Source organism: Vibrio sp. E150_011, assembly GCF_053544015.1.
The window spans coordinates 24370-42533 of the sequence record NZ_JBHFOL010000009.1 but is presented as its reverse complement, the minus strand read 5'-3'; the positions used below and the strand labels follow the sequence as shown (position 1 = coordinate 42533).

22 protein-coding genes are annotated in these 18164 nt (G+C 43.9%); 5 read left to right on the top strand and 17 right to left on the bottom strand.

From position 1 onward, the window contains the following. Positions 1-38 precede the first annotated feature (38 nt). The 7 genes from ACE1OE_RS14715 to ACE1OE_RS14685 all read right to left on the bottom strand — a co-directional run bounded on the left by ACE1OE_RS14715 (position 39) and on the right by ACE1OE_RS14685 (position 4863). Entirely contained in the window at positions 39-650 is a 612-nt protein-coding gene (locus ACE1OE_RS14715) for a LysE/ArgO family amino acid transporter (RefSeq protein ID WP_372060281.1), read from the bottom strand. A 122-nt stretch (positions 651-772) separates the two neighbouring features. Then, positions 773-964: a CPXCG motif-containing cysteine-rich protein gene (locus tag ACE1OE_RS14710; protein WP_102467876.1), complete on the bottom strand. Its 192-nt coding sequence runs from the start codon at positions 962-964 to the stop codon at positions 773-775. A 135-nt stretch (positions 965-1099) separates the two neighbouring features. Next, complete coding sequence (locus ACE1OE_RS14705; protein WP_449211504.1) at positions 1100-1555, bottom strand: GNAT family N-acetyltransferase; 456 nt, start codon at positions 1553-1555, stop codon at positions 1100-1102. A gap of 53 nt (positions 1556-1608) precedes the next feature. Next, positions 1609-2022: an alternative ribosome rescue aminoacyl-tRNA hydrolase ArfB gene (gene arfB / locus ACE1OE_RS14700; RefSeq protein ID WP_102467878.1), complete on the bottom strand. Its 414-nt coding sequence runs from the start codon at positions 2020-2022 to the stop codon at positions 1609-1611. A gap of 102 nt (positions 2023-2124) precedes the next feature. Further along, complete coding sequence (locus tag ACE1OE_RS14695) at positions 2125-2343, bottom strand: VF530 family protein (RefSeq protein WP_102467879.1); 219 nt, start codon at positions 2341-2343, stop codon at positions 2125-2127. Between the two features lie 456 nt (positions 2344-2799). Next, the gene (locus ACE1OE_RS14690) at positions 2800-2940 is read right to left on the bottom strand and encodes a hypothetical protein (protein ID WP_198593075.1); all 141 of its coding nucleotides are present in this window, start codon (positions 2938-2940) and stop codon (positions 2800-2802) included. 258 nt (positions 2941-3198) lie between these two features. Beyond that, on the bottom strand, positions 3199-4863 hold the full coding sequence (locus ACE1OE_RS14685) for a mechanosensitive ion channel domain-containing protein (RefSeq protein WP_449211503.1): 1665 nt from the start codon (positions 4861-4863) through the stop codon (positions 3199-3201). A gap of 307 nt (positions 4864-5170) precedes the next feature. Here ACE1OE_RS14685 and ACE1OE_RS14680 point away from each other — a divergent pair, with 307 nt between their 5' ends. After that, positions 5171-5422, top strand: a complete 252-nt coding sequence (locus ACE1OE_RS14680) for a GlsB/YeaQ/YmgE family stress response membrane protein (RefSeq protein ID WP_449211502.1) — start codon at positions 5171-5173, stop codon at positions 5420-5422. Between the two features lie 196 nt (positions 5423-5618). On the opposite strand, the gene ACE1OE_RS14675 is transcribed toward ACE1OE_RS14680, so the two are convergent. The 9 genes from ACE1OE_RS14675 to nrfB all read right to left on the bottom strand — a co-directional run bounded on the left by ACE1OE_RS14675 (position 5619) and on the right by nrfB (position 12652). After that, the gene (locus ACE1OE_RS14675) at positions 5619-6035 is read right to left on the bottom strand and encodes a GNAT family N-acetyltransferase (RefSeq protein WP_102467882.1); all 417 of its coding nucleotides are present in this window, start codon (positions 6033-6035) and stop codon (positions 5619-5621) included. Between the two features lie 4 nt (positions 6036-6039). Continuing rightward, on the bottom strand, positions 6040-6339 hold the full coding sequence (locus tag ACE1OE_RS14670) for an antibiotic biosynthesis monooxygenase family protein (RefSeq protein WP_449211501.1): 300 nt from the start codon (positions 6337-6339) through the stop codon (positions 6040-6042). A 56-nt stretch (positions 6340-6395) separates the two neighbouring features. Beyond that, the gene (locus ACE1OE_RS14665) at positions 6396-6920 is read right to left on the bottom strand and encodes a GNAT family N-acetyltransferase (protein WP_449211500.1); all 525 of its coding nucleotides are present in this window, start codon (positions 6918-6920) and stop codon (positions 6396-6398) included. 131 nt (positions 6921-7051) lie between these two features. Then, positions 7052-7519, bottom strand: coding sequence for an ASCH domain-containing protein (locus ACE1OE_RS14660; RefSeq protein ID WP_449211499.1), 468 nt, complete (start codon positions 7517-7519; stop codon positions 7052-7054). A gap of 109 nt (positions 7520-7628) precedes the next feature. After that, the gene (locus ACE1OE_RS14655; RefSeq protein WP_449211498.1) at positions 7629-8090 is read right to left on the bottom strand and encodes a cytochrome c-type biogenesis protein; all 462 of its coding nucleotides are present in this window, start codon (positions 8088-8090) and stop codon (positions 7629-7631) included. A 19-nt stretch (positions 8091-8109) separates the two neighbouring features. Beyond that, a complete protein-coding gene (locus ACE1OE_RS14650; RefSeq protein ID WP_449211497.1) occupies positions 8110-10161 on the bottom strand; it encodes a heme lyase CcmF/NrfE family subunit in 2052 nt (683 codons plus the stop codon). A 245-nt stretch (positions 10162-10406) separates the two neighbouring features. Then, positions 10407-11363, bottom strand: coding sequence for a cytochrome c nitrite reductase subunit NrfD (gene nrfD, locus ACE1OE_RS14645; protein ID WP_449211496.1), 957 nt, complete (start codon positions 11361-11363; stop codon positions 10407-10409). A 1-nt stretch (position 11364) separates the two neighbouring features. Further along, the gene (nrfC, locus tag ACE1OE_RS14640; protein WP_102467888.1) at positions 11365-12054 is read right to left on the bottom strand and encodes a cytochrome c nitrite reductase Fe-S protein; all 690 of its coding nucleotides are present in this window, start codon (positions 12052-12054) and stop codon (positions 11365-11367) included. A 1-nt stretch (position 12055) separates the two neighbouring features. Then, positions 12056-12652, bottom strand: a complete 597-nt coding sequence (gene nrfB, locus ACE1OE_RS14635) for a cytochrome c nitrite reductase pentaheme subunit (protein ID WP_102467889.1) — start codon at positions 12650-12652, stop codon at positions 12056-12058. Positions 12653-13157: 505 nt separating this feature from the next. Between nrfB and nrfA the strand changes: the two genes are divergently transcribed. Both nrfA and ACE1OE_RS14625 read left to right on the top strand, forming a co-directional pair. After that, the gene (nrfA, locus tag ACE1OE_RS14630) at positions 13158-14573 is read left to right on the top strand and encodes an ammonia-forming nitrite reductase cytochrome c552 subunit (RefSeq protein WP_102467890.1); all 1416 of its coding nucleotides are present in this window, start codon (positions 13158-13160) and stop codon (positions 14571-14573) included. Between the two features lie 253 nt (positions 14574-14826). Continuing rightward, positions 14827-15258: a hypothetical protein gene (locus tag ACE1OE_RS14625; RefSeq protein ID WP_372060291.1), complete on the top strand. Its 432-nt coding sequence runs from the start codon at positions 14827-14829 to the stop codon at positions 15256-15258. 114 nt (positions 15259-15372) lie between these two features. Here ACE1OE_RS14625 and ACE1OE_RS14620 read toward each other — a convergent pair whose 3' ends face one another. Next, positions 15373-16146 (bottom strand): ferredoxin--NADP reductase, encoded by a 774-nt coding sequence (locus ACE1OE_RS14620; RefSeq protein WP_449211495.1) that lies wholly within the window; start codon positions 16144-16146, stop codon positions 15373-15375. Positions 16147-16322: 176 nt separating this feature from the next. Here ACE1OE_RS14620 and ACE1OE_RS14615 point away from each other — a divergent pair, with 176 nt between their 5' ends. Next, positions 16323-17009, top strand: a complete 687-nt coding sequence (locus ACE1OE_RS14615; protein ID WP_102467893.1) for a hypothetical protein — start codon at positions 16323-16325, stop codon at positions 17007-17009. Then, positions 17009-18064: a 3-oxoacyl-ACP synthase III family protein gene (locus tag ACE1OE_RS14610; RefSeq protein ID WP_449211494.1), complete on the top strand. Its 1056-nt coding sequence runs from the start codon at positions 17009-17011 to the stop codon at positions 18062-18064. The genes ACE1OE_RS14615 and ACE1OE_RS14610 overlap by 1 nt, the downstream gene beginning before the upstream one ends. Positions 18065-18164 lie beyond the last annotated feature (100 nt).

Here is an 18164-nt window from a genome sequence, read left to right as displayed (position 1 = left end):
TGGTGGATTGCAAATAGCTCCATGCATCGTGGAGCTATTCAACGCCAAACCAAACTCATTGCAATCACTAACATAATGCAGCCAACTACTGCTTCTAATACCTTCCACGATAATGACTTACTAAATAACGGTATGAGTAAACGAGCACCGTATCCAAGAGAGAAGAAGAATACAAACGATGCCATAACGGCACCAACACCAAACGACAATTGCGATGGCGCATATTGTGTTGAAATCGACCCAAGCAGTACGACAGTATCTAAATATACATGCGGGTTTAACCATGTCAAAGCAAGGCAAACCCCTAACGTTTTCCAGAGGCTAGACGTTGACTCACCTTCTGGAGTCAGTTGGTGCTCGGCAGTAAAGGCCGAGCGGAAGCTTTGCGCGCTGTATACAAACAAAAATATCGCGCCCGCATAACGTGCCACGACTTCGATCTGTGGATACGATTCAATCATCACTCCAAAACCGCCAACGCCAGCAGAAATAAGCAGTGCATCCGAAACGGCGCAAACCAAACACACCCAGAAAACGTGGTGCTTTTTCAAACCCTGCTTAAGAACAAACGCATTCTGAGCACCGATAGCCAAAATGAGCGAAATGCTCAGTGAAAAACCAGTGACGAGAACGTCAAAATCTAAACCCACGCTTTTAAATCCCTACAACGAAATTGGTGTCAAACATTTTACCCTGCCCCAAAGAAACAGAATAGCGCCACCTTCTCTCGACGAGGACGGCTATTGGCTTGTGGTTTATACTCCATTAATGACTAACATTCATCTTCATGTCGCACAGAAACAAATAATTCCTCATCGACTATCGTGATAGCAAATACAATGGGTCGACAACAGACATAGCAATCTTCTACGTAATCTTGTTCGCCATTTGAGCCATCGATAGAGGTCTCAAACGTTTCGCCACAATATGGACAGTCGACAAATTTAAATTCTACGGTTCCCAATATTAATTCCTCTTAAGCGCTATGTAATTAATAGCCTAGCTCAAAATCAACATTGTTTGTCGCGCTATGTAACGTGAGCCTTTAGATAGTAGATTTTAAATAATAAGTGCTGTGGATTTTAGATTCCTAGCGGCTTTAGATACGCTTGGTCATAAATACGCTATTTGGGTCAAGCGTATAATCAGCAAATGGCGAGCAATCTACAAAGCCAAAACCGCGATACAAACTTCTCGCAGGATGAAAAAAAGCCTCCGTTCCGGTTTCTAGGCTCAAATGCTTGAAACCTTGCGCCATAGAAAAATCAAGGACATGACGAACGAGTAGCTTAGCCACTCCTTTTCCACGCGCGGCACCCGTTGTGCGCATTGATTTGATTTCACCATGCTCGTGGTCGAGAACCTTGAGTGCCACACACCCTACCAAATCATCTTCAACCCATGCTGACCAAAAGATAATCTCTGGTCGCTGTAATCCTGTAATATCTAATGCATGGACACTTTCAGCTGGGGATGTCGCATGCATTTCGTCTAGATGCTCCTGCAAGAGCGCTTGAATCTGAGGGCCTTGCAAGTCGTCTTCAATAATTCTCATCAGTATTTCCTTATACTTGTTGATTCATCTTTTTTATTGATATTGGACTACCGTTAATCGGAAACCCTACCACGCAATGCTTTGGTATTGCCTTTGCGTTTCTTCGAGTCCATCCTACGTTTCTGTGAATTACGTGTAGGTTTAGTCGCGCGCCTCGTTTTTTGGACCACAGCAGACGATACAATCAACTGCTTGAGTCTTTCTAGGGCATCTTCTCTGTTCTGCTCTTGAGTTCTATAAGCTTGCGCTTTAATAATAATGACCCCATCTTTCGTTATCCGTGAATCTGAAAGTTTGAGCAGGCTTTCCTTGTAGAAATCGGGAAGTGTCGATCTCTTGATATCAAAGCGTAAGTGTATCGCAGAGCTTGTTTTATTTACTTTTTGACCACCCGCCCCCATCGATCGTATCGCGGTAAGTTCGATTTCCCATTCGGCTAGCTCTACGGTGTTGGAAATTTTAAGCATTCGTGGCTCTATTTGGAAATAACATGAAAATGATAATGTTGGCGGCGCCCCAACCAAAGAATAACTCTAACCGGGAGGAGCGAGACATTGGCTGAGTCTAGTTTAGCTGAAGGTTGACACATACAAGGCTTCTACCTTGTCTCTCGCCCATTGAGTTTTTCGTAAAAACTTCAGTGATGACTTAATCGATGGGTCATTGCTGAAGCAGTTAACGTTAATGTGATAATACAAATCATCCCAGCCATAGTGCTCGACTAAGCGCGTTAGAATTTTTTCTAATGTTAAGCCATGCAAAGGATTATTTTGTTGCTGATTACTCATGAAAAGAGTCCTAATAAAAAATCGAATAAACGGGAGTGACAGAGCATTATCGCAGTGATCTCGCAGTGAAATCACACACTAGAAGCCTGCGCTTGTTAGGCAACACTCACAATGTGACAAGCTTATTATGAATTGCAGATGGGATCAAAGCTAATGGCACACTTATTCGAATTTGACTTCGTTTTGGGTGAATGGTGTGCACTTGAAGTGAGGTGATGTAGAATGTCAAGTAAACGCTAATTAGAGTGACGACAAACTCATATGTCGTCCGAACGCATAGGAATATAACCTAAATGATATATTCACTCGAAAATTAAATAATCATAAGATTGATAATTAATATTAAAACACTCAACAGTGTCAGGTTAAAAAATATAAAAGGGGAGCTCGACACTCCCCAATATTAAGCAATAAAAAGGTAATAGAAAATTGAATTGCTAAATATTCTTTATTGCCTTATTCGCTACTTTCCACTCCTGTACAGAGCAGTTCTGCTGCTAGCACCCCTGTACTCAGGGTGATACCCGCTACCAGTAACACCGCTGCGTATTTACTCGCAAGTATACATAATCCAAGGGTATTGATTATTTTTTCCATATCGTACTCCTTTGAGACATCCACGTTAATTAATCTATGTTAATTTTAGTTCACCCATGAATTACAAATTGAGAGTTCAAGCGACAATTAGTGTATAGAGTCAATCTTTATGGTATAAAAAATGATAATTCCACAAATTTACAACTGCTTACAAAATAAGACTTTGGTATTATTAAAAATAAGATAAATAGAACAACATCATGGGTAACTTTACTCAGCAATATTCACTAAGTAAAGTTACCTGCCTACCGTGTTGTCTTACGATTCTTTTTTGTCAATCATATGCAGATGCACATCCTGTTGAGGGAACGGTATTGAGATGCCCTCTTTATCAAAACGAAGCTTCACCTCTTTCGTCACATCCCAGTACACGTCCCAGTAATCATCTGTCTTGACCCATGGTCGAACAACAAAATCAACTGACGATGTATTTAGCGTATGTACTTTAATCATTGGTTCAGGTGATTTGAGAACGCAAGGATGAGCCGTGACGATATCATTAAGAACAGACTCAGCTTTTAGCAGATCGTCACCATAGCCGATGCCAAAAACCATATCGACTCGACGAGTACGCTCATGTGTCACATTTTTAATGACATCCCCCCAAATCTTGCCATTAGGGACAATAATAATCTGGTTGTCAAAGGTGCGGATTGTCGTATTAACCAAGCTCATATGGCTTACCTTGCCATCAACGCCACCAGCAAAAACGAAGTCCCCTACATCAAACGGACGGTAAATGAGAAGCATCATCCCAGCCGCAAAATTAGACAATGTATCTTGGAGTGCAAAACCAATAATAACACCCGCAATACCAAAACCCGTCAGCACCGGTGCAAGGTTTAAGCCTACTTGCGACAGGCCTACCATGATACCGATGATCCAAATAATGTTGCCCGACATTGATACAAAGAAGTTTTGCATCAAATGGGACAATTTGAAGTTCTTTGTCACCACAGCTTTACTAACAAGCTTACGAACCAACTTCACTATCATCCTAGTGGCCATCAATATAAGGATGAAAATAAACACTTGGAACAATTGTTGTGGTGCATTATCAGCAAGCCATGTTAACCCTGCATTCCACCATTCACTTAATAGTGACAAAAACACCTTAACGTTCAAAATGTCTTGCGTAATACTACCGGTGACCTGAAATACCTGCCGTTTATATTCAGAGGTCTCAAGATCCATGTCGTCCCCGAGAACGATCAGCTCCTGTAAACTCGTGGTTTCAATAGATAAGCGCTGTTTAGTAATCAGTTGCGTCATTTGCAATGCCGCTTTTTCTGACTCTGGCGCAACCGCTATTTGCGTCGCCACAGTCTTAACTTGCTGGTCAAAATACTCGACCGAAGCGGAGATCAAACGCATACGTTTGGCTATACGTAGAGCGAGCGCTTGTTCTAAGTCGGAATTTGGCTCTTTTAATTTTTGCAACCAAGTCAAATTTTGCCAGCTACTGTCGTAAGTGGAATCTAAATAGTCTTGCAATTCTCGGTATGTGTTAAGAATCGACAGTTTTTCTTCATCTTTCGCCGAGTTAAACGACTCATTAGCTGATTTTATTTTGTCTTCAAGATACGTTTTCGCCCCTTGAGTGTACTGTTGTTGCAATATTACTTGTTCCAACAGTAAAGGCTTAGGAAGTACACCTTTTTCAACTGCGGTATTTATAAACTCACGCAATTCATTGTTTTTATTAAATAAACGAAATTGGATTGCATCTTTTTGATCACCGGTGGAATGTTTCAAAGAATCCGCGAGTTCTTGAATTTCTCGATTGACACGATCTAACGCTAGCTGCTCTTTGCTCTGCTCGCTCTCTGCCTCGACTGACGCATACGTTGGAACACAAAAACCGAATCCAATCAGAAACAACAATAAGGTTAATGGCGCTTTTACTATCCGTGACACATTCATTCCCTACTCCTTGATGGGTTTGATTACCGATTCCTTGGAAAAACTTCTAACTTCTAACTTCTAACTTCTAACTTCTAACTTCTAACTCATCATCCTAGATTTGATGATGGATGTTTAAAAGCAATTCGTTGATTAGCAGACCCATTCAATAATAGATCATATTTTCACTGGTATAGCATTGGAGTCGAAGAGAATTCGCCTGCACTTCACAAATAAATATCTGCTTATTTACTGAACGATAACGTTATTGGTCTATGATTAGCAAACGTAGTATTAACAATTGTTGTGGCATAGTAAGGGAATGGTTATGGGTATTTTTTCTTGGATTATCTTGGGGCTCATCGCAGGCGCACTAGCAAAATGGTTGATGCCGGGTAACGATGGCGGCGGTTGGTTAGCCACTATGGGGCTTGGTATTGCCGGTGCTTTTGTGGGTGGGTTTTTAGGGAGTTTCCTCGGCTTAGGCGGAGCAAATGGCATCAACATCGGGAGTATTGTGACCGCAACTTTAGGTGCATTTGTCTTGCTCTTTGTCTATAACCGATTCATTAAAAATTAAGCATTGATGACTATCAGGTCATGGCTTTTTAGTTTGTGGTAGCGCCGGGTATGCTCAGTCGACGAAAGCAGCGCGAACACCGTGTCGGTTTCTACCACTCGTTTGGTTTACTTCCCTCAACCTTAAAGTTCAGCTTATCTGTCTTAGATTCAATAGATCGAGTCGGTACTAACACGCTTAGTATGTTAGGCATCGATTAGATATTTAAATTGGCCGATGCATTAAAAGAGTACATCTTAATTTCCTTTCGATCTTCCCAACCCAGTGAGCGATAAAACTGTTGCGCATTTTCATTTTCTGCTGTTACAAAGAGGTGTGTTTTGCGGATACCAATGAGACCAAGGGCGGTTGTCGCCTGCTCGATAAGCCCCTTACCAATGCGCTTGCCACGGTGCTTATCTGCCACCGCAAGGTGCTGTATATAGCCGCGACGCCCATCCGTCCCAACGAGTACGGCACCAACCATTTGTCCACCCACGGTAGCCACGAAGCTTAAATTCGGGTTTTGATCGAGATAGTCAGTAATGCTTTCACGACTATCCGCTTCTCTCAGCTGCATATTTTCCGTTATGCCCCATAACGCAATAACCGCATCATAATCGGTTGTTTGCATTTCTCTATAACTCACCTTCACTTGAGTACCTCCTTTTTAACTCGACGACCTCAACGTTATAGTCGTGATACCACGTATCCTTACCTAGGCGTTGCGCTTCCTTATGCAATGGATCTTGATGCCATTTTTGTATGTCTTCTTGGTTATGCCAATATGAAATGGCAATTTCTTTATTCCCTTCCAATGACGTAACAAAATCAATGCAACGATATTTTGAAAACGCTAATGACCTCAGACGTACGGCCATTCTTTCATATTGTTCGTTAGGGTGCTTCATTGTTGCTCGAAATATAACCGCATACATAATCGTTAATCCATTTTAAAACCGGTCCCGACGGCCGCTCTTCACGCCGTTAACCGTCAACGCTCAAAAATCCGGTCATCATAAAGAACACCGTCGATGGCGTAAGCATTCGCTATTTGTTCAATGAAAGTAAACCCACATTTAGTCAACACTCGTTCAGACGCTTTATTACCCTCTGTAACGACAGCAGAAAAATAGAGTGGCCGGAGCGATTGTTTTTCCCATGACAACTGTGCCCATAACAATAACGCTTCGAGTGATTCCGTAGCAAAACCCTTACCTTGATGTTCAGGAACAAGTAAATACCCAACTTCCGCTCTACCTTCGTTGATGATAATACCCGTAATGCCTATTTTTTGTTTGGTGCTCTTATCAACAATAGTTAAACATAGCCAATGATGAGAGGTACAACACCACGGTGGCAAGCGTGACTGAAATCGTTGTTCAATCTCTTGATCGCTCGGAGTATCAAAGCACAATCGCGTCACATGAGGGTTTTTATGAAGCTGTTTAAAAAAATCTTCATCACTAACATTAATTTGGCGCATTTTCAGGCGACGACTTTCAAACTTAATAGACATCCTTAATCATTATTCCTCGTTTTTTATTCTTTATTAACTTGCGTGCTCTAAGTGAAGCATAATAAACGAAACGTGTCAGAGACCATCGAGCACTCAGAAACAGATAATCAACCATCGCCAGGCCATAAATATTAAACCGGATAGACTTTTTCAAACAGTTCGAGGACGAGATCATCTCGAGTTGTGAAGTGATGCCCTAGCTCAGAAGAATGGCGCTGAAAGAAGTCAATATGGGTACGTCGCCAAGAATCATACGTTCTATCTCCCTCACCTTCTTGATACGCAAACTCTTCCGTCACACTATCAAATGGGCAAATAAGGACATCGGTCAGCTTAATAATGCAGATAGGCATCTCGGCCCAGTTGAGAACCACCGCGACTCTTCCAATTTGGGGCAGAGGTTCGTGATCAATGTCGTAACCTATTTTTAAGCTGCAACTGGCCGTCTTGATTCCAGCGTTTATAAGCCTTGCACACTCGTTAGCGTTGTATTCATCAGCGCAAAAGTATTCTGCGACCACATCAGGGATCCTTGACCTCTCATGTTGAGATAAGGTAGTAAGATACTCATTCAAAAATGCGCTTTGCTGTGGCGTCATAATCCTTCATTCCCATTACGGTGTTAAGATTCGTCTATGGTACAGGGAACCACAATACATTAATTAACTATTGGCGCACTCCGTGTCGTCGGCACCATTTATCATTTCGTTATTTTGGCCTCAGCACACGATAAAACATCGAGACGATGAGTAACAACGCTACGACGATGGGCCCCCCCCACAGCACCATATTTTGCCTTGAAAGCGCCGGTTGATACAGAACGTGTTGCCCATATCGTTCCACCATATAGTCTTTTACTTCTTGGTCTGTTTTCCCTTGCTTAATCAATTCAAACACTCGCAGTCGAATGTCTTTAGCAACGGGTGAATTTGATTCAATCAAATTCTGATTTTGACACATCGGGCATCGAAGCGTCTTCGCTAATGCAATCGCATCTTTTTGCTGCTTGATAGAATCAAATTCAAATAATTCAACCGATTGTGAATTTTGCGCTACCGCACTAGGAGCAATGAAAACAAAACAAGATAAAATAGCCGTGAGGAATAGCCGTCTACTCATGTTTTCAGATAGCCGTAACCCAGCCGTACCGACGACTCTAAAATACAACACGATGCTCCTACTGACCCCGTTACGCAACATCATCCGCCTTCATGTTGGAAGAAACATATTTACCCGGTGATTCTGGTCGAGTTCTCGGCACAGATGGCGCATAACTAGCTTGACCTGTACGCTTACTAAATAGCACACCTGTAACGCCAAGCACCATAATCAATGCGCCCAACCAAATCCACCGAACGAAAGCTTTGAATTGTATGCGCACCGCATAGTGTGAAGCATCAATTTTTTCTCCAAGTGAAATATAAATATCACCGTGCCAAAAGGCCGTCATCGATGGCTCAGTCATATTCATCACTCGTATCGGATAATGTCGCTTTTCCGGAGTCGCAAGCCAAGTGTGCGCCGATTCATCTGATATTGAGTCCAATGTCTTAATTTCAATGATTGCACGCTCTGCACTAAATGACTGAGTTACATAGAGCTCCGTAGAAACATAACGAAGTTGATAATCGCCAAATTCTACTTGAGATTGGGGGCCTAACTTACGTGTCATCTCGTAGGAATATTCACTGTTCATCGCGGCACCAAAAGCCGTAACCGCCAGCCCGATATGCGCCATTGAGATATAAACACATCGTCTGATCATCTTAGAGGTGGATTGAGGGTTCAGACAAACTCTGTACAACCCGACCCCATGGCAGCCAATTACCCATGTCGCCCCCCAACACGTCCACACTGCCCACATCGACCAATCGGCACCCACATCTTGATTTCGCGTGACGTAATAACTCACAACCGTGGCTGATACTCCCAACGTTACCACACCTATCCATAGCGAAGTCCGCATCAATGAATAAGGAACCACAGCATTCCATTTAAGCAAAGCAGCGAAGCCAACCACGAATAATGCCACTATTGCCAGCGGGGCAATAAGTAAATTGAAGTAAGGTGCCCCAACAGAAATATTACCCAGTCCAGCGAACTCGTACACCATTGGATAAAACGTGCCAAATACCACGATGATCGTGGCTAACGTAAAGAGGTTTGCGCACACCAACAATAAAAAGCCCTTATTCAATATCCCTTTTAATGGTTGTGATTCAATACCATCAATCCGCTTAACAAGCATCAAGAAAGACAAAACAAAAACCAGGGTTAATATCGCTAACAACGTAAAGCCTTTACCTGGGTCCACCGCAAAGGCATGTACGGATGTTAGCACCCCAGATCGAACAATAAACGTACCGAGTATACTTAAACAAAACGTCACAAAAGCGAAAGAATAAGTCCAGATAAGTAACTGTTTCTTAGTTTTAGAGGCCAGTAAAGTGTGCATCAGAGCTGTCGCCGTGAGCCAAGGTAATAGGGAAGCATTCTCCACCGGATCCCAAAACCACCAGCCCCCCCAACCCAGCTCGTAATAGGCCCACCACGACCCAACCGCAATGCCGACGGACAGAAAGATCCATGCGATTAACGTGAATCTTTTTGCGATGATGACCCATGTCATGGTCATGTCGTTTGCGAGTAATGAACCAACAGCAAGTGCCAACACCGAAGCAAACCCCACATAGCCCACATAAAGCAGCGGAGGGTGAATAATCAAACCAATATCTTGTAGCATCGGATTTAAATCACGGCCTTCTAGTGGCAATACTTGATTAAATTCAAACGGATTAGACGCCAGCAAGGTAAACCATGAAAAAATAGCCACGAACGCTTGCATGATCCATGTGGCGTGGATGAGATATCGATCTGATTGACACGATAATGAACGGGATAAACTCCATCCCCAAAGCGAAAGCGTCACTACCCAAAAAAGCATCGACCCTTCATGGCCACCCCATGTCGCGGCAATTTTAAAAGGCAGTGGTAGCTGGCTATTCGAGTTATGGGCAATGTAGCTTAGTGAAAAATCGTTAAGCGCAAATCCATAAGCCAGAATAGCCATCGATACAAAAGCAAAGAGTAAGGCGAGAACACTGGTTATACGAAGTGTGCGTGATATCTTGCCTACATGTTGTTCTGCATTAGCTAAGGTCGCGGTAAACCCCAAGCCCGCACCTAACGAACTCGTCATGGCCGCGCAAATTAACGTGAACAACCCAACATAGCCGATCATAAAGCCTCGGTAGAAACAGTAAGCACAATTGAGAAATAGTTTTTGATTTCAATGCTCTTGTAGGTGCTGATAATAGACTCCTCCATCTACTCACTTTCGATATTAAACATAGGCGTAGATACATTTATGCCGGACGGAAAGTGACGATGCCGCACGGAAAGCAACGATGCCGTCATTCCTTTTTCGTTATGAATGACGGCATTACGCCACGTTAGAACCGTAGCGGAGCAAAAACGTTAGTCAACCTAAACAATCGTCATTTGACCGGCGTACAACACGAAGGTTCTCAGCATCAATACCCCTAATAAACTTAACGTTGTCACGACAAGAATAAAACCGTGATTGTGCTTCACCTTATCAGAGCTAAAGAAGTTCATCGCTAATGGCAATAACATGCCGAAACCAATCACGCCATACCAGAACCAATTGGACCAAAAGCCACCGCCGATAGCGTTCCAAGCCGCCGCTTCATTCTGACCACCACTAAAGATTAAGCCTGTAAAGAAAGTAATGATCACAAATAGCTCAAACAAAACGACTGGACGTTCGAATCGATGTACCCACTTCACGCTTGGGCTATGCGCATCCTCTTTAAAGACTAAGATCCCAAACAGTAAACTTGCCGCCGCACCCGATGATAAACTAGAAAATAAGAACAAAATCGGCAGCACCGGATTGTTTAACATTGGATAGGTCTTTAACGCGGATAATAAAAAACCGGTATACGCGGCAAGAGCAATCGCCAACACACCCAAAAACACCTCGAGTCCATTCTCAATTTTTTCCAATTTAATCAGAATAGTTTCAACAAAGTCGAACTTACTGCCTAAAACGTCCATGATTGGCTTGCGGAAAATCATCCCTATCCACACAAACAAAACAACCATATAAACTTGGAACAAAATCACCCCCATCGACATCACGGAGGTCGGATTAAAGTAAATCATGATTTTCCAAAACTCGAGCGGTTTAGTGAGGTGGAAGACCAAGATCAACAATCCAACAATAATGCCAAATGGAGCTAACCATGCCATCGCTTTTAATATGCCGTTATCTGCCGGGTTACCTTCGATAACATGACGCTTCAAATACAGCGCAATCATTACCGCCCCTGCCGACATCCCTGCTAAAAACAGATAGATAGCAATGATCCAATCCCATACTAACGAGTCAAAATGAAATGCAGTTTCCCAAATACTCATGCTACACCTCCCCCTTATGGAACGGTACTTTGTACAGCTTAGGCTTCGTGCCTAAATGCGCTTTATCTCGATAAACGGCATTAATCGTGATGGCTTGGCTAATATTACTCTGCGGATCATTAAGGTCACCGAAAACCAACGCTTTGGTTGGGCAACTCTCGACACAAGCAGGTTGTTTCCCGGCCGCTAGGTTGGTATCTCGACAGAAATTACATTTATCTGCAGAGTGATCTTCTGGATGGAAGAAACGCACTTGATACGGACAAGCCGCGAGACAGTACCCACAACCTACACATTTTTCTTTGTGGACATCGACAATACCGGTTTCTTCATCTTTGTAAGCAGCGCCTGTTGGGCAAACGTAGACGCAAGGTGGGTTTTCACAATGCTGACAAGAAGTTCGAGTAAAACGGTATTCAACATCTGGGTACTCACCCATAGGCTCGGAGCGATTTATCTCGAGTCGAGACACGCCCTCGGGCACATTGTTCACTTCTCGACACGCTTCCGTACACGCCGTACAACCGATGCAAGCATTTTCATCGTGTAGCATACCGTAACGTTTGACTGATTCCGTATTTTCGGCTGACGCATTCGAATTAGTGCTGGTTAATACCGATGTCGTTGCAACGCCTGTGGTAAAGATAACCGCACCAGAACCGGCTAAAAAATTTCGTCTAGAACAACTCATATCATTTGCCCTCCTCTTCACGCAATTCGTTGAAGTCTTTATGGCAATCGACACACATCTTAATTGTCGTTTTGTGGTCATAAGACAAGGCTTTTGCTTTTTCCGCGTGAACAGAATGACAATTGCTGCACGTCAGGTTTTTAGCATGAACATCGTGAGTCCAATTGGCTTTACGTAATTCTGGAGGTTGGTGGCAGTCGGTACAGAGTTGGTTAGCCTTCAGTATTGCAACAGAGTTAAGCTGCGTTTTGTCGCTGCCGGCTTGGGATTGGGCTTCATGATACTGAATGACGGTTGAAGCACCATCACGATGATCAGGTCCAATGTTGCTATGACACTGGGTACAGTTTACCTCTTTACCTAGTGCCGCCATTGCGTCTTCACCATGCGACCCTGCAAGAGTTTGTTTTGAGTCTTTATGACATTGGACACATTTGTAATCCTTGTCACGAATCAACTCTACCTTATACCGCTGTTGCGCAGCGCCCTCTTGTGGGAATGCAGCGTCGTCGGCAAAGGCATTGAGTGAAAAACCATAAAAAGAAAATGCTAGAAGGGCTTGAAGCATTATCGTTATGGTCAATTTAACATTGCCCATCGTATCCTTTCCTTAAACCATTTCTACCAATCAGTTAGCTGGCAGTTAGGTCGATAATTAATACTTCTTCTCGAGCGAACTCGACAAAATGCTATCAATTCTTATTCAGGAGGAGCCACAACGCTTCACATATTGATCTTATTCCTTCATGGCTGGTTTGCCTACTACCCCTTGATGAATTAGTGAGCAAAGTCACTATATTCTGTGTGTGAATTTTCACATAAACCCCTGTTTTATAATGATAATTAATATCAACAAAACAGGCAGAGCATAACCCTTTAGGGGTAGATCCATTTGGGTATGATCAAGATCACTGTCGTAAATTGATCTAAAACAGTAAAGGGCCGACATGTAAAAATTTATGTCGATTTGTGACGTATCATTACTTAGTCACCCGCTTATGCCTATAGAGAGCGTTATTTAGCATTAGCACAAGACATCTCCAGTTCTTATTAACGGAAAGCCCCACAACGCATTTCAACTATTAGAATACGGAGATTACACTGTGAACAAGCATTGGATTATTAGTTCCGTTGCATCGCTGGCAATACTCGGTGCCGCTAGCGCACCCGCCTTTGCTGCAACAAAGGATGGATTGGCTGATCCTCGAAACCAAACCTATGAAGAAAACCACCCTGATCAATACAAGACCTGGAAACAGACCAGCGAAAGTGATGGGATAGAAGATGCACTTAAGCAAGACCCTAACATGGTCATTCTGTGGGCCGGGTATGGCTTTGCAAAGGACTACAATAAAGCCCGTGGTCACTTCTTTGCCATCGATGATGTCACCCAAACATTGCGTACTGGTGGACCTACCGACCCGAAGTCCGGGCCTATGCCGATGGCATGCTGGAGCTGTAAAAGCCCAGATGTTGCCCGTGTAATCGAAGAGCGAGGCGAAGACGGCTATTTTGAAGGTAAATGGGCTCGCCTTGGTGGTGAAATTTCCAACCCGATCGGTTGTGCCGATTGTCATGACACTCGTAGCGAAAAATTCAAAAATGGTGAACCCGAACTCGCACTGACTCGGCCTTACGTCGAACGAGCATTTGAAGCCATTGGCAAAAAATTTGAAGACCAATCTCGCCTTGACCAACAAGCGTCGGTTTGTGCCCAATGCCACGTCGAGTACTACTTCACTGGACCCAACAAAAGTGTCAAATTCCCCTGGGACCGTGGCACCAGAGTTGGTGAAATGGAGCAATACTATGACGACATCGAATTTAAAGATTGGCAGCATGCTGTCTCTAAAGCGCCGATGTTAAAAGCGCAGCACCCTGGTTTTGAAACATGGCGTGAAGGCATACATGGTAAAAACGGCGTCGTTTGTGTTGACTGCCATATGCCGAAGGTAACCAAAGAAGATGGGACGGTTTACACCGACCACAAAGTCGGCAACCCGTTTGATCGCTTTGAAGACACCTGTGCAAATTGTCATACGCAGAGCAAAGATCAACTGCAAGGCATTGTTTCATCCCGTAAAGCACAAGTACTCAACATGAAGCTCACCGCAGAGAAGCAAATTGTTGCCGCGCACTTCGAAGCGGGCGCCGCATGGGATGCCGGTGCAACTGAAGAAGAAATGAAGCCTATCTTAATGGACATTCGTCATGCTCAATGGCGCTGGGACTATGCTATTGCATCACATGGCGTCCATATGCACGCACCAGAGGTGGCTTTAGAAGTGCTTGGCACGTCAGTGGGTAAGGCTGCAGACGCTCGAGCCAAACTCATCCGCCTACTCGCGAAAAAAGGCATTACAGACCCAGTTGAAATTCCAGATATTTCAACCAAAGAAAAAGCACAGGCCGCATTGGGTATGGATATGGATAAAATGAACGCAGAGAAACAACACTTCCTAGAAACTGTCGTACCACAATGGGAAGCAGAGAAAGAAGCAAGAGAATCAAAATACTGATTATCCGTGTTTTAACGATTCAACGTCAAAAACCGGTGCGTGGGGGTAACGTTTAAAATCAATACCTCCATGTTCACCGAGAGACACTTGCGTGACCTATGCGATTGTTTGCCGAAGCCCTAACCAAAAGTTAGGGCTTTTTACTGCTTTCTACTATAACCTTTTGTTAATAACCCCTTAACCTATTGCTGCTATCTCTATGTTGTATCAATCTATAATGTCAGCATGCCGCAAAGTTCAATAGAAGGTCATTATGAAATTACGTTTGCTCACTTGTTTATGTTTTCTTAGCTCACCTATCCTTGCCGGTACCTACAACAGTGTATCCGTCGGTACCACAAGCGAAGGTGGTTTTGGGGTTGGGCTTTATCATGATCGTAACCTGAGCTTCGGCTTCTATTCCAACCTTGCTGGGGGCACAGGACCAAACAATGATGACTTTGCGCTAAATGTCGGCGTCGTTAAATCGTTAAGTGAAAACATTGTCGGTTACGTCGGAGCTGGCGTCGCCAATCGAAGTATTGAAAAGCTCGATGACGTCCCTTTCAAAGAGTATGAGTCAGACTTACGATTCAACGGCAATATCGGTCTTTTGTTTAAAACTAGTGTCACCGGTTTTACTGCCGACGTTGGTTACAACACAGGATTAGAATCTGCATTCTTTGGGATTGGATACACGTATTAACGTTCATTGCAAAAGTCATTTTGTGCTGCAAGTTCTTCGTGGTGGGCAACTTTCCACCCACCGAATCAAACCCTCCTTCCACCTGCCTAGCAATGTAACTCCGTACAGGAGCGACTACCAATAGTTCTCACTAGCAAACTGCCCCGGCTTTTTACGCAGGTGCTTAGAGAGCCCTAGGTCAACCAACGTCTGACTGGTATCTTTAACCATCTGAGGGTTTCCACATAGGTAAACAAAGCTTCGAGCCGGATCGAGTTTTTCACCCAGCGTTTGTTGTATCACCCCGCTTATCAATAACTCTGGTATACGCCCGCGCAGACTGTCATCCTGCGATTCCCTAGACACGACGGAAAGGTAACTAAAAGCATCCCCCAATCGTTCACTACACGCTGCAATTTGATCCGGGTAAACCAATTCACTCGCGGTGCGCACGGCATGTATTAGATTGACCTTATCGAACCGTTCGCCAATTGAGTCATCCTCTATCATTGATAAAAATGGACCAACAGCGGTACCCGTTGCTAGCATCCACAGTTCACGCGCTGTATCCGGGATTTCATCCAATGTCATAAAACCTGAAGCTTGCTTACCCACGTAGACCGCGTCGCCCACGCTCAGCGCATTTAGCTTTGGCGATAGCAGCCCTGAATCATCAGCGACAATCAGAAACTCTAGATGTTGATACCCATAGGCGTGCTGAGGATGGTTAACCATCGAGTAAGCACGCCTCGCCCATTCACCATTGTCGTTAATTAGACCGAGCTTTGTAAACTGACCTGCGACATAAGGCGTGATTGGTGCAGAGATCTCTAAACTAAACAATTTATCCGTCCAGTTTTTTTTTGCTAATACGCGTCCTTCTATAAGGCCATTCGGTACATCTTGCATTCGATACCTCTTTTGAAAATGACACAAACTATATCTATATTAGGTCGTTATTGGAGATTACTTAAACTACAATTTAAAAATATCTTGTGTACTTAATTGATATAGTTGTGAAAGAATCATCACGTTTTCCGGTCTATGTATAATACGAGTTATTGAAGGAACAGTGACCAAACATTATGAAGCCATGTTTTCCAGCTCTCCCCCATACTGCAGAAAGTCAAAGCCCAGTGAAGCAATGGCTCGAAACGCATTGTGCGCAGCCCATTGTCTTCAGCGATGCCCAACACGTAGCCCTTGCGCGATTACTCCCATTACTAATCTGCGGCGAGCAATCTTCCCAATGGGTTTTCCATAACGAGGTACAACGTCAACGTGAATCTAACCCAGTACTTGAGGCTGCACAGGATTTCGAATCGATTGTTGCCGATGAACAATATCATGAGGAAGCACTAGAGTGGGTTCGCAACTCTCTCAGTGAACCCGCTGATATTGTTCAAATAAAACGACGTAGCCAACGTTTTTTTGCTTCATTAGGAGTCAAGCAAAGCTTCGATATACATTTTGCGCAGATCGCCTGTCTCGATGCGTTGGTATGTCGACTCATGTTAGCGATAGAGAAAGGCAGCTTTGATACTCGCCACCCGTTTGTGCTGTTATGTCGCGCAATAAAACAAGATGAGGCCAAGCATGTCACCTTATCGAAAAGGCATGCCATTACGCTCGGTTTTGACAGTACACAATGGCGAGATTTTCAACTTAACATTTCCAAACGCTTGTACGAATTACTTGCCACAGAGCGAGCAGCTTTCGACACCATTGGTGTAAACCTCGACGACATTTTCAATGCTAAGGATGAACATTAATGACCACGACTTTCTTACCCGGCCAAGTCAAACTCCTTGCCGCAGGTCACGCGTTTCCAGACCAACAGTTAGACAACGATCAGCTGCTTACGGCATTGGAGAAACTATCTGGTCGACGTTATGCAAAAATTGCCGCTCGAATTGCACCTTTTTTAGGCATTAAACAACGTCATTTTTGTCGCAGTATTCACGATCACGTCAGCAACCCTAATCCGAGCAATTCAGACTTAGTCGTCGAAGTCATGCACCGATTAATGATTCAATCTCAAACCTCACTCAGTGATTTAGACTACCTAATTGGTCACACTACCACCCCTGACACTCAACTGCCGCCAAGCATTGCTTGGGTCACCGAGAAGCTTAAATTTCATGGACCATTCATGGAATTAAGACAAGCTTGTACTGGGTTTGCAAGTGCACTGCAAATCGCGATACCTCGCATTGCCCTGCTTGGAAAGCCAGTGGCGCTCGTTGGAAGTGAAACGGGCTCCGTATACTTTGATTATAGAGAAGAGTTCTTAGACCAATCCCAGCTGGTCAACTACATGCAAATGGGCGATGGTGCTGGCGGAGTCATACTCGGCGCTGATGACGGCTCGCAAAGCGGTATTATCTCCCACTGCTATATGGGACAAATAGGCTCGGGAATGGAACCCGGTCTTTCGCTCGATGGCGGGTCGTTATCCGTGCACACACAAGAAAGTGTCGCTCGATTCCATCACAATGCCACCAATGTCCGCCAGAGTGGTGAAGCATTATTCAATGCCAGCATAGGGGCACTTCAAGCACAAGGGCATCATATTCATGACTTTGATTACATTATTCCCCATCAAGCTAACGGTAACATTGACGTTCAATTGAGCGAAGCCTTAGGTATAGAAAAACATAAGATCATCAACGATGCCAAAATATGGGGTAACCTTGGTTCCGCTGCGATATGGGCCAGCTTTGCGAAACTGGTCAACAGCGGCAACCTTCAACCTGGTGATAGGGTCGTGGTTTTGGGCGCGGAAGCCACAAAGTACATGTACGGCGGTTTTATCTACCAACATTAACATCTGACAAGCGAACGTACTTGCACTCGCTTGTCACAACATCGAATTCATCATTTTTCACAGTTGAATGTTAAGTGTTAATCGTGATCTATAACGAGTT

Bases quoted from the DNA above. Each gene is read 5' to 3' on its own strand.
- ACE1OE_RS14685 (WP_449211503.1), bottom strand. From the start codon at position 4,863: ATGAATGTGTCACGGATAGTAAAAGCGCCATTAACCTTATTGTTGTTT.
- nrfC (WP_102467888.1), bottom strand. From the start codon at position 12,054: ATGAGTTGTTCTAGACGAAATTTTTTAGCCGGTTCTGGTGCGGTTATC.
- ACE1OE_RS14680 (WP_449211502.1), top strand. From the start codon at position 5,171: ATGGGTATTTTTTCTTGGATTATCTTGGGGCTCATCGCAGGCGCACTA.
- arfB (WP_102467878.1), bottom strand. From the start codon at position 2,022: ATGCTTAAAATTTCCAACACCGTAGAGCTAGCCGAATGGGAAATCGAA.
- ACE1OE_RS14665 (WP_449211500.1), bottom strand. From the start codon at position 6,920: ATGTCTATTAAGTTTGAAAGTCGTCGCCTGAAAATGCGCCAAATTAAT.
- ACE1OE_RS14615 (WP_102467893.1), top strand. From the start codon at position 16,323: ATGAAGCCATGTTTTCCAGCTCTCCCCCATACTGCAGAAAGTCAAAGC.
- nrfD (WP_449211496.1), bottom strand. From the start codon at position 11,363: ATGAGTATTTGGGAAACTGCATTTCATTTTGACTCGTTAGTATGGGAT.
- ACE1OE_RS14625 (WP_372060291.1), top strand. From the start codon at position 14,827: ATGAAATTACGTTTGCTCACTTGTTTATGTTTTCTTAGCTCACCTATC.
- ACE1OE_RS14705 (WP_449211504.1), bottom strand. From the start codon at position 1,555: ATGAGAATTATTGAAGACGACTTGCAAGGCCCTCAGATTCAAGCGCTC.
- ACE1OE_RS14620 (WP_449211495.1), bottom strand. From the start codon at position 16,146: ATGCAAGATGTACCGAATGGCCTTATAGAAGGACGCGTATTAGCAAAA.
- ACE1OE_RS14660 (WP_449211499.1), bottom strand. From the start codon at position 7,519: ATGACGCCACAGCAAAGCGCATTTTTGAATGAGTATCTTACTACCTTA.
- ACE1OE_RS14695 (WP_102467879.1), bottom strand. From the start codon at position 2,343: ATGAGTAATCAGCAACAAAATAATCCTTTGCATGGCTTAACATTAGAA.
- ACE1OE_RS14650 (WP_449211497.1), bottom strand. From the start codon at position 10,161: ATGATCGGCTATGTTGGGTTGTTCACGTTAATTTGCGCGGCCATGACG.
- ACE1OE_RS14610 (WP_449211494.1), top strand. From the start codon at position 17,009: ATGACCACGACTTTCTTACCCGGCCAAGTCAAACTCCTTGCCGCAGGT.
- ACE1OE_RS14690 (WP_198593075.1), bottom strand. From the start codon at position 2,940: ATGGAAAAAATAATCAATACCCTTGGATTATGTATACTTGCGAGTAAA.
- ACE1OE_RS14675 (WP_102467882.1), bottom strand. From the start codon at position 6,035: ATGCAAACAACCGATTATGATGCGGTTATTGCGTTATGGGGCATAACG.
- ACE1OE_RS14670 (WP_449211501.1), bottom strand. From the start codon at position 6,339: ATGTATGCGGTTATATTTCGAGCAACAATGAAGCACCCTAACGAACAA.
- nrfB (WP_102467889.1), bottom strand. From the start codon at position 12,652: ATGGGCAATGTTAAATTGACCATAACGATAATGCTTCAAGCCCTTCTA.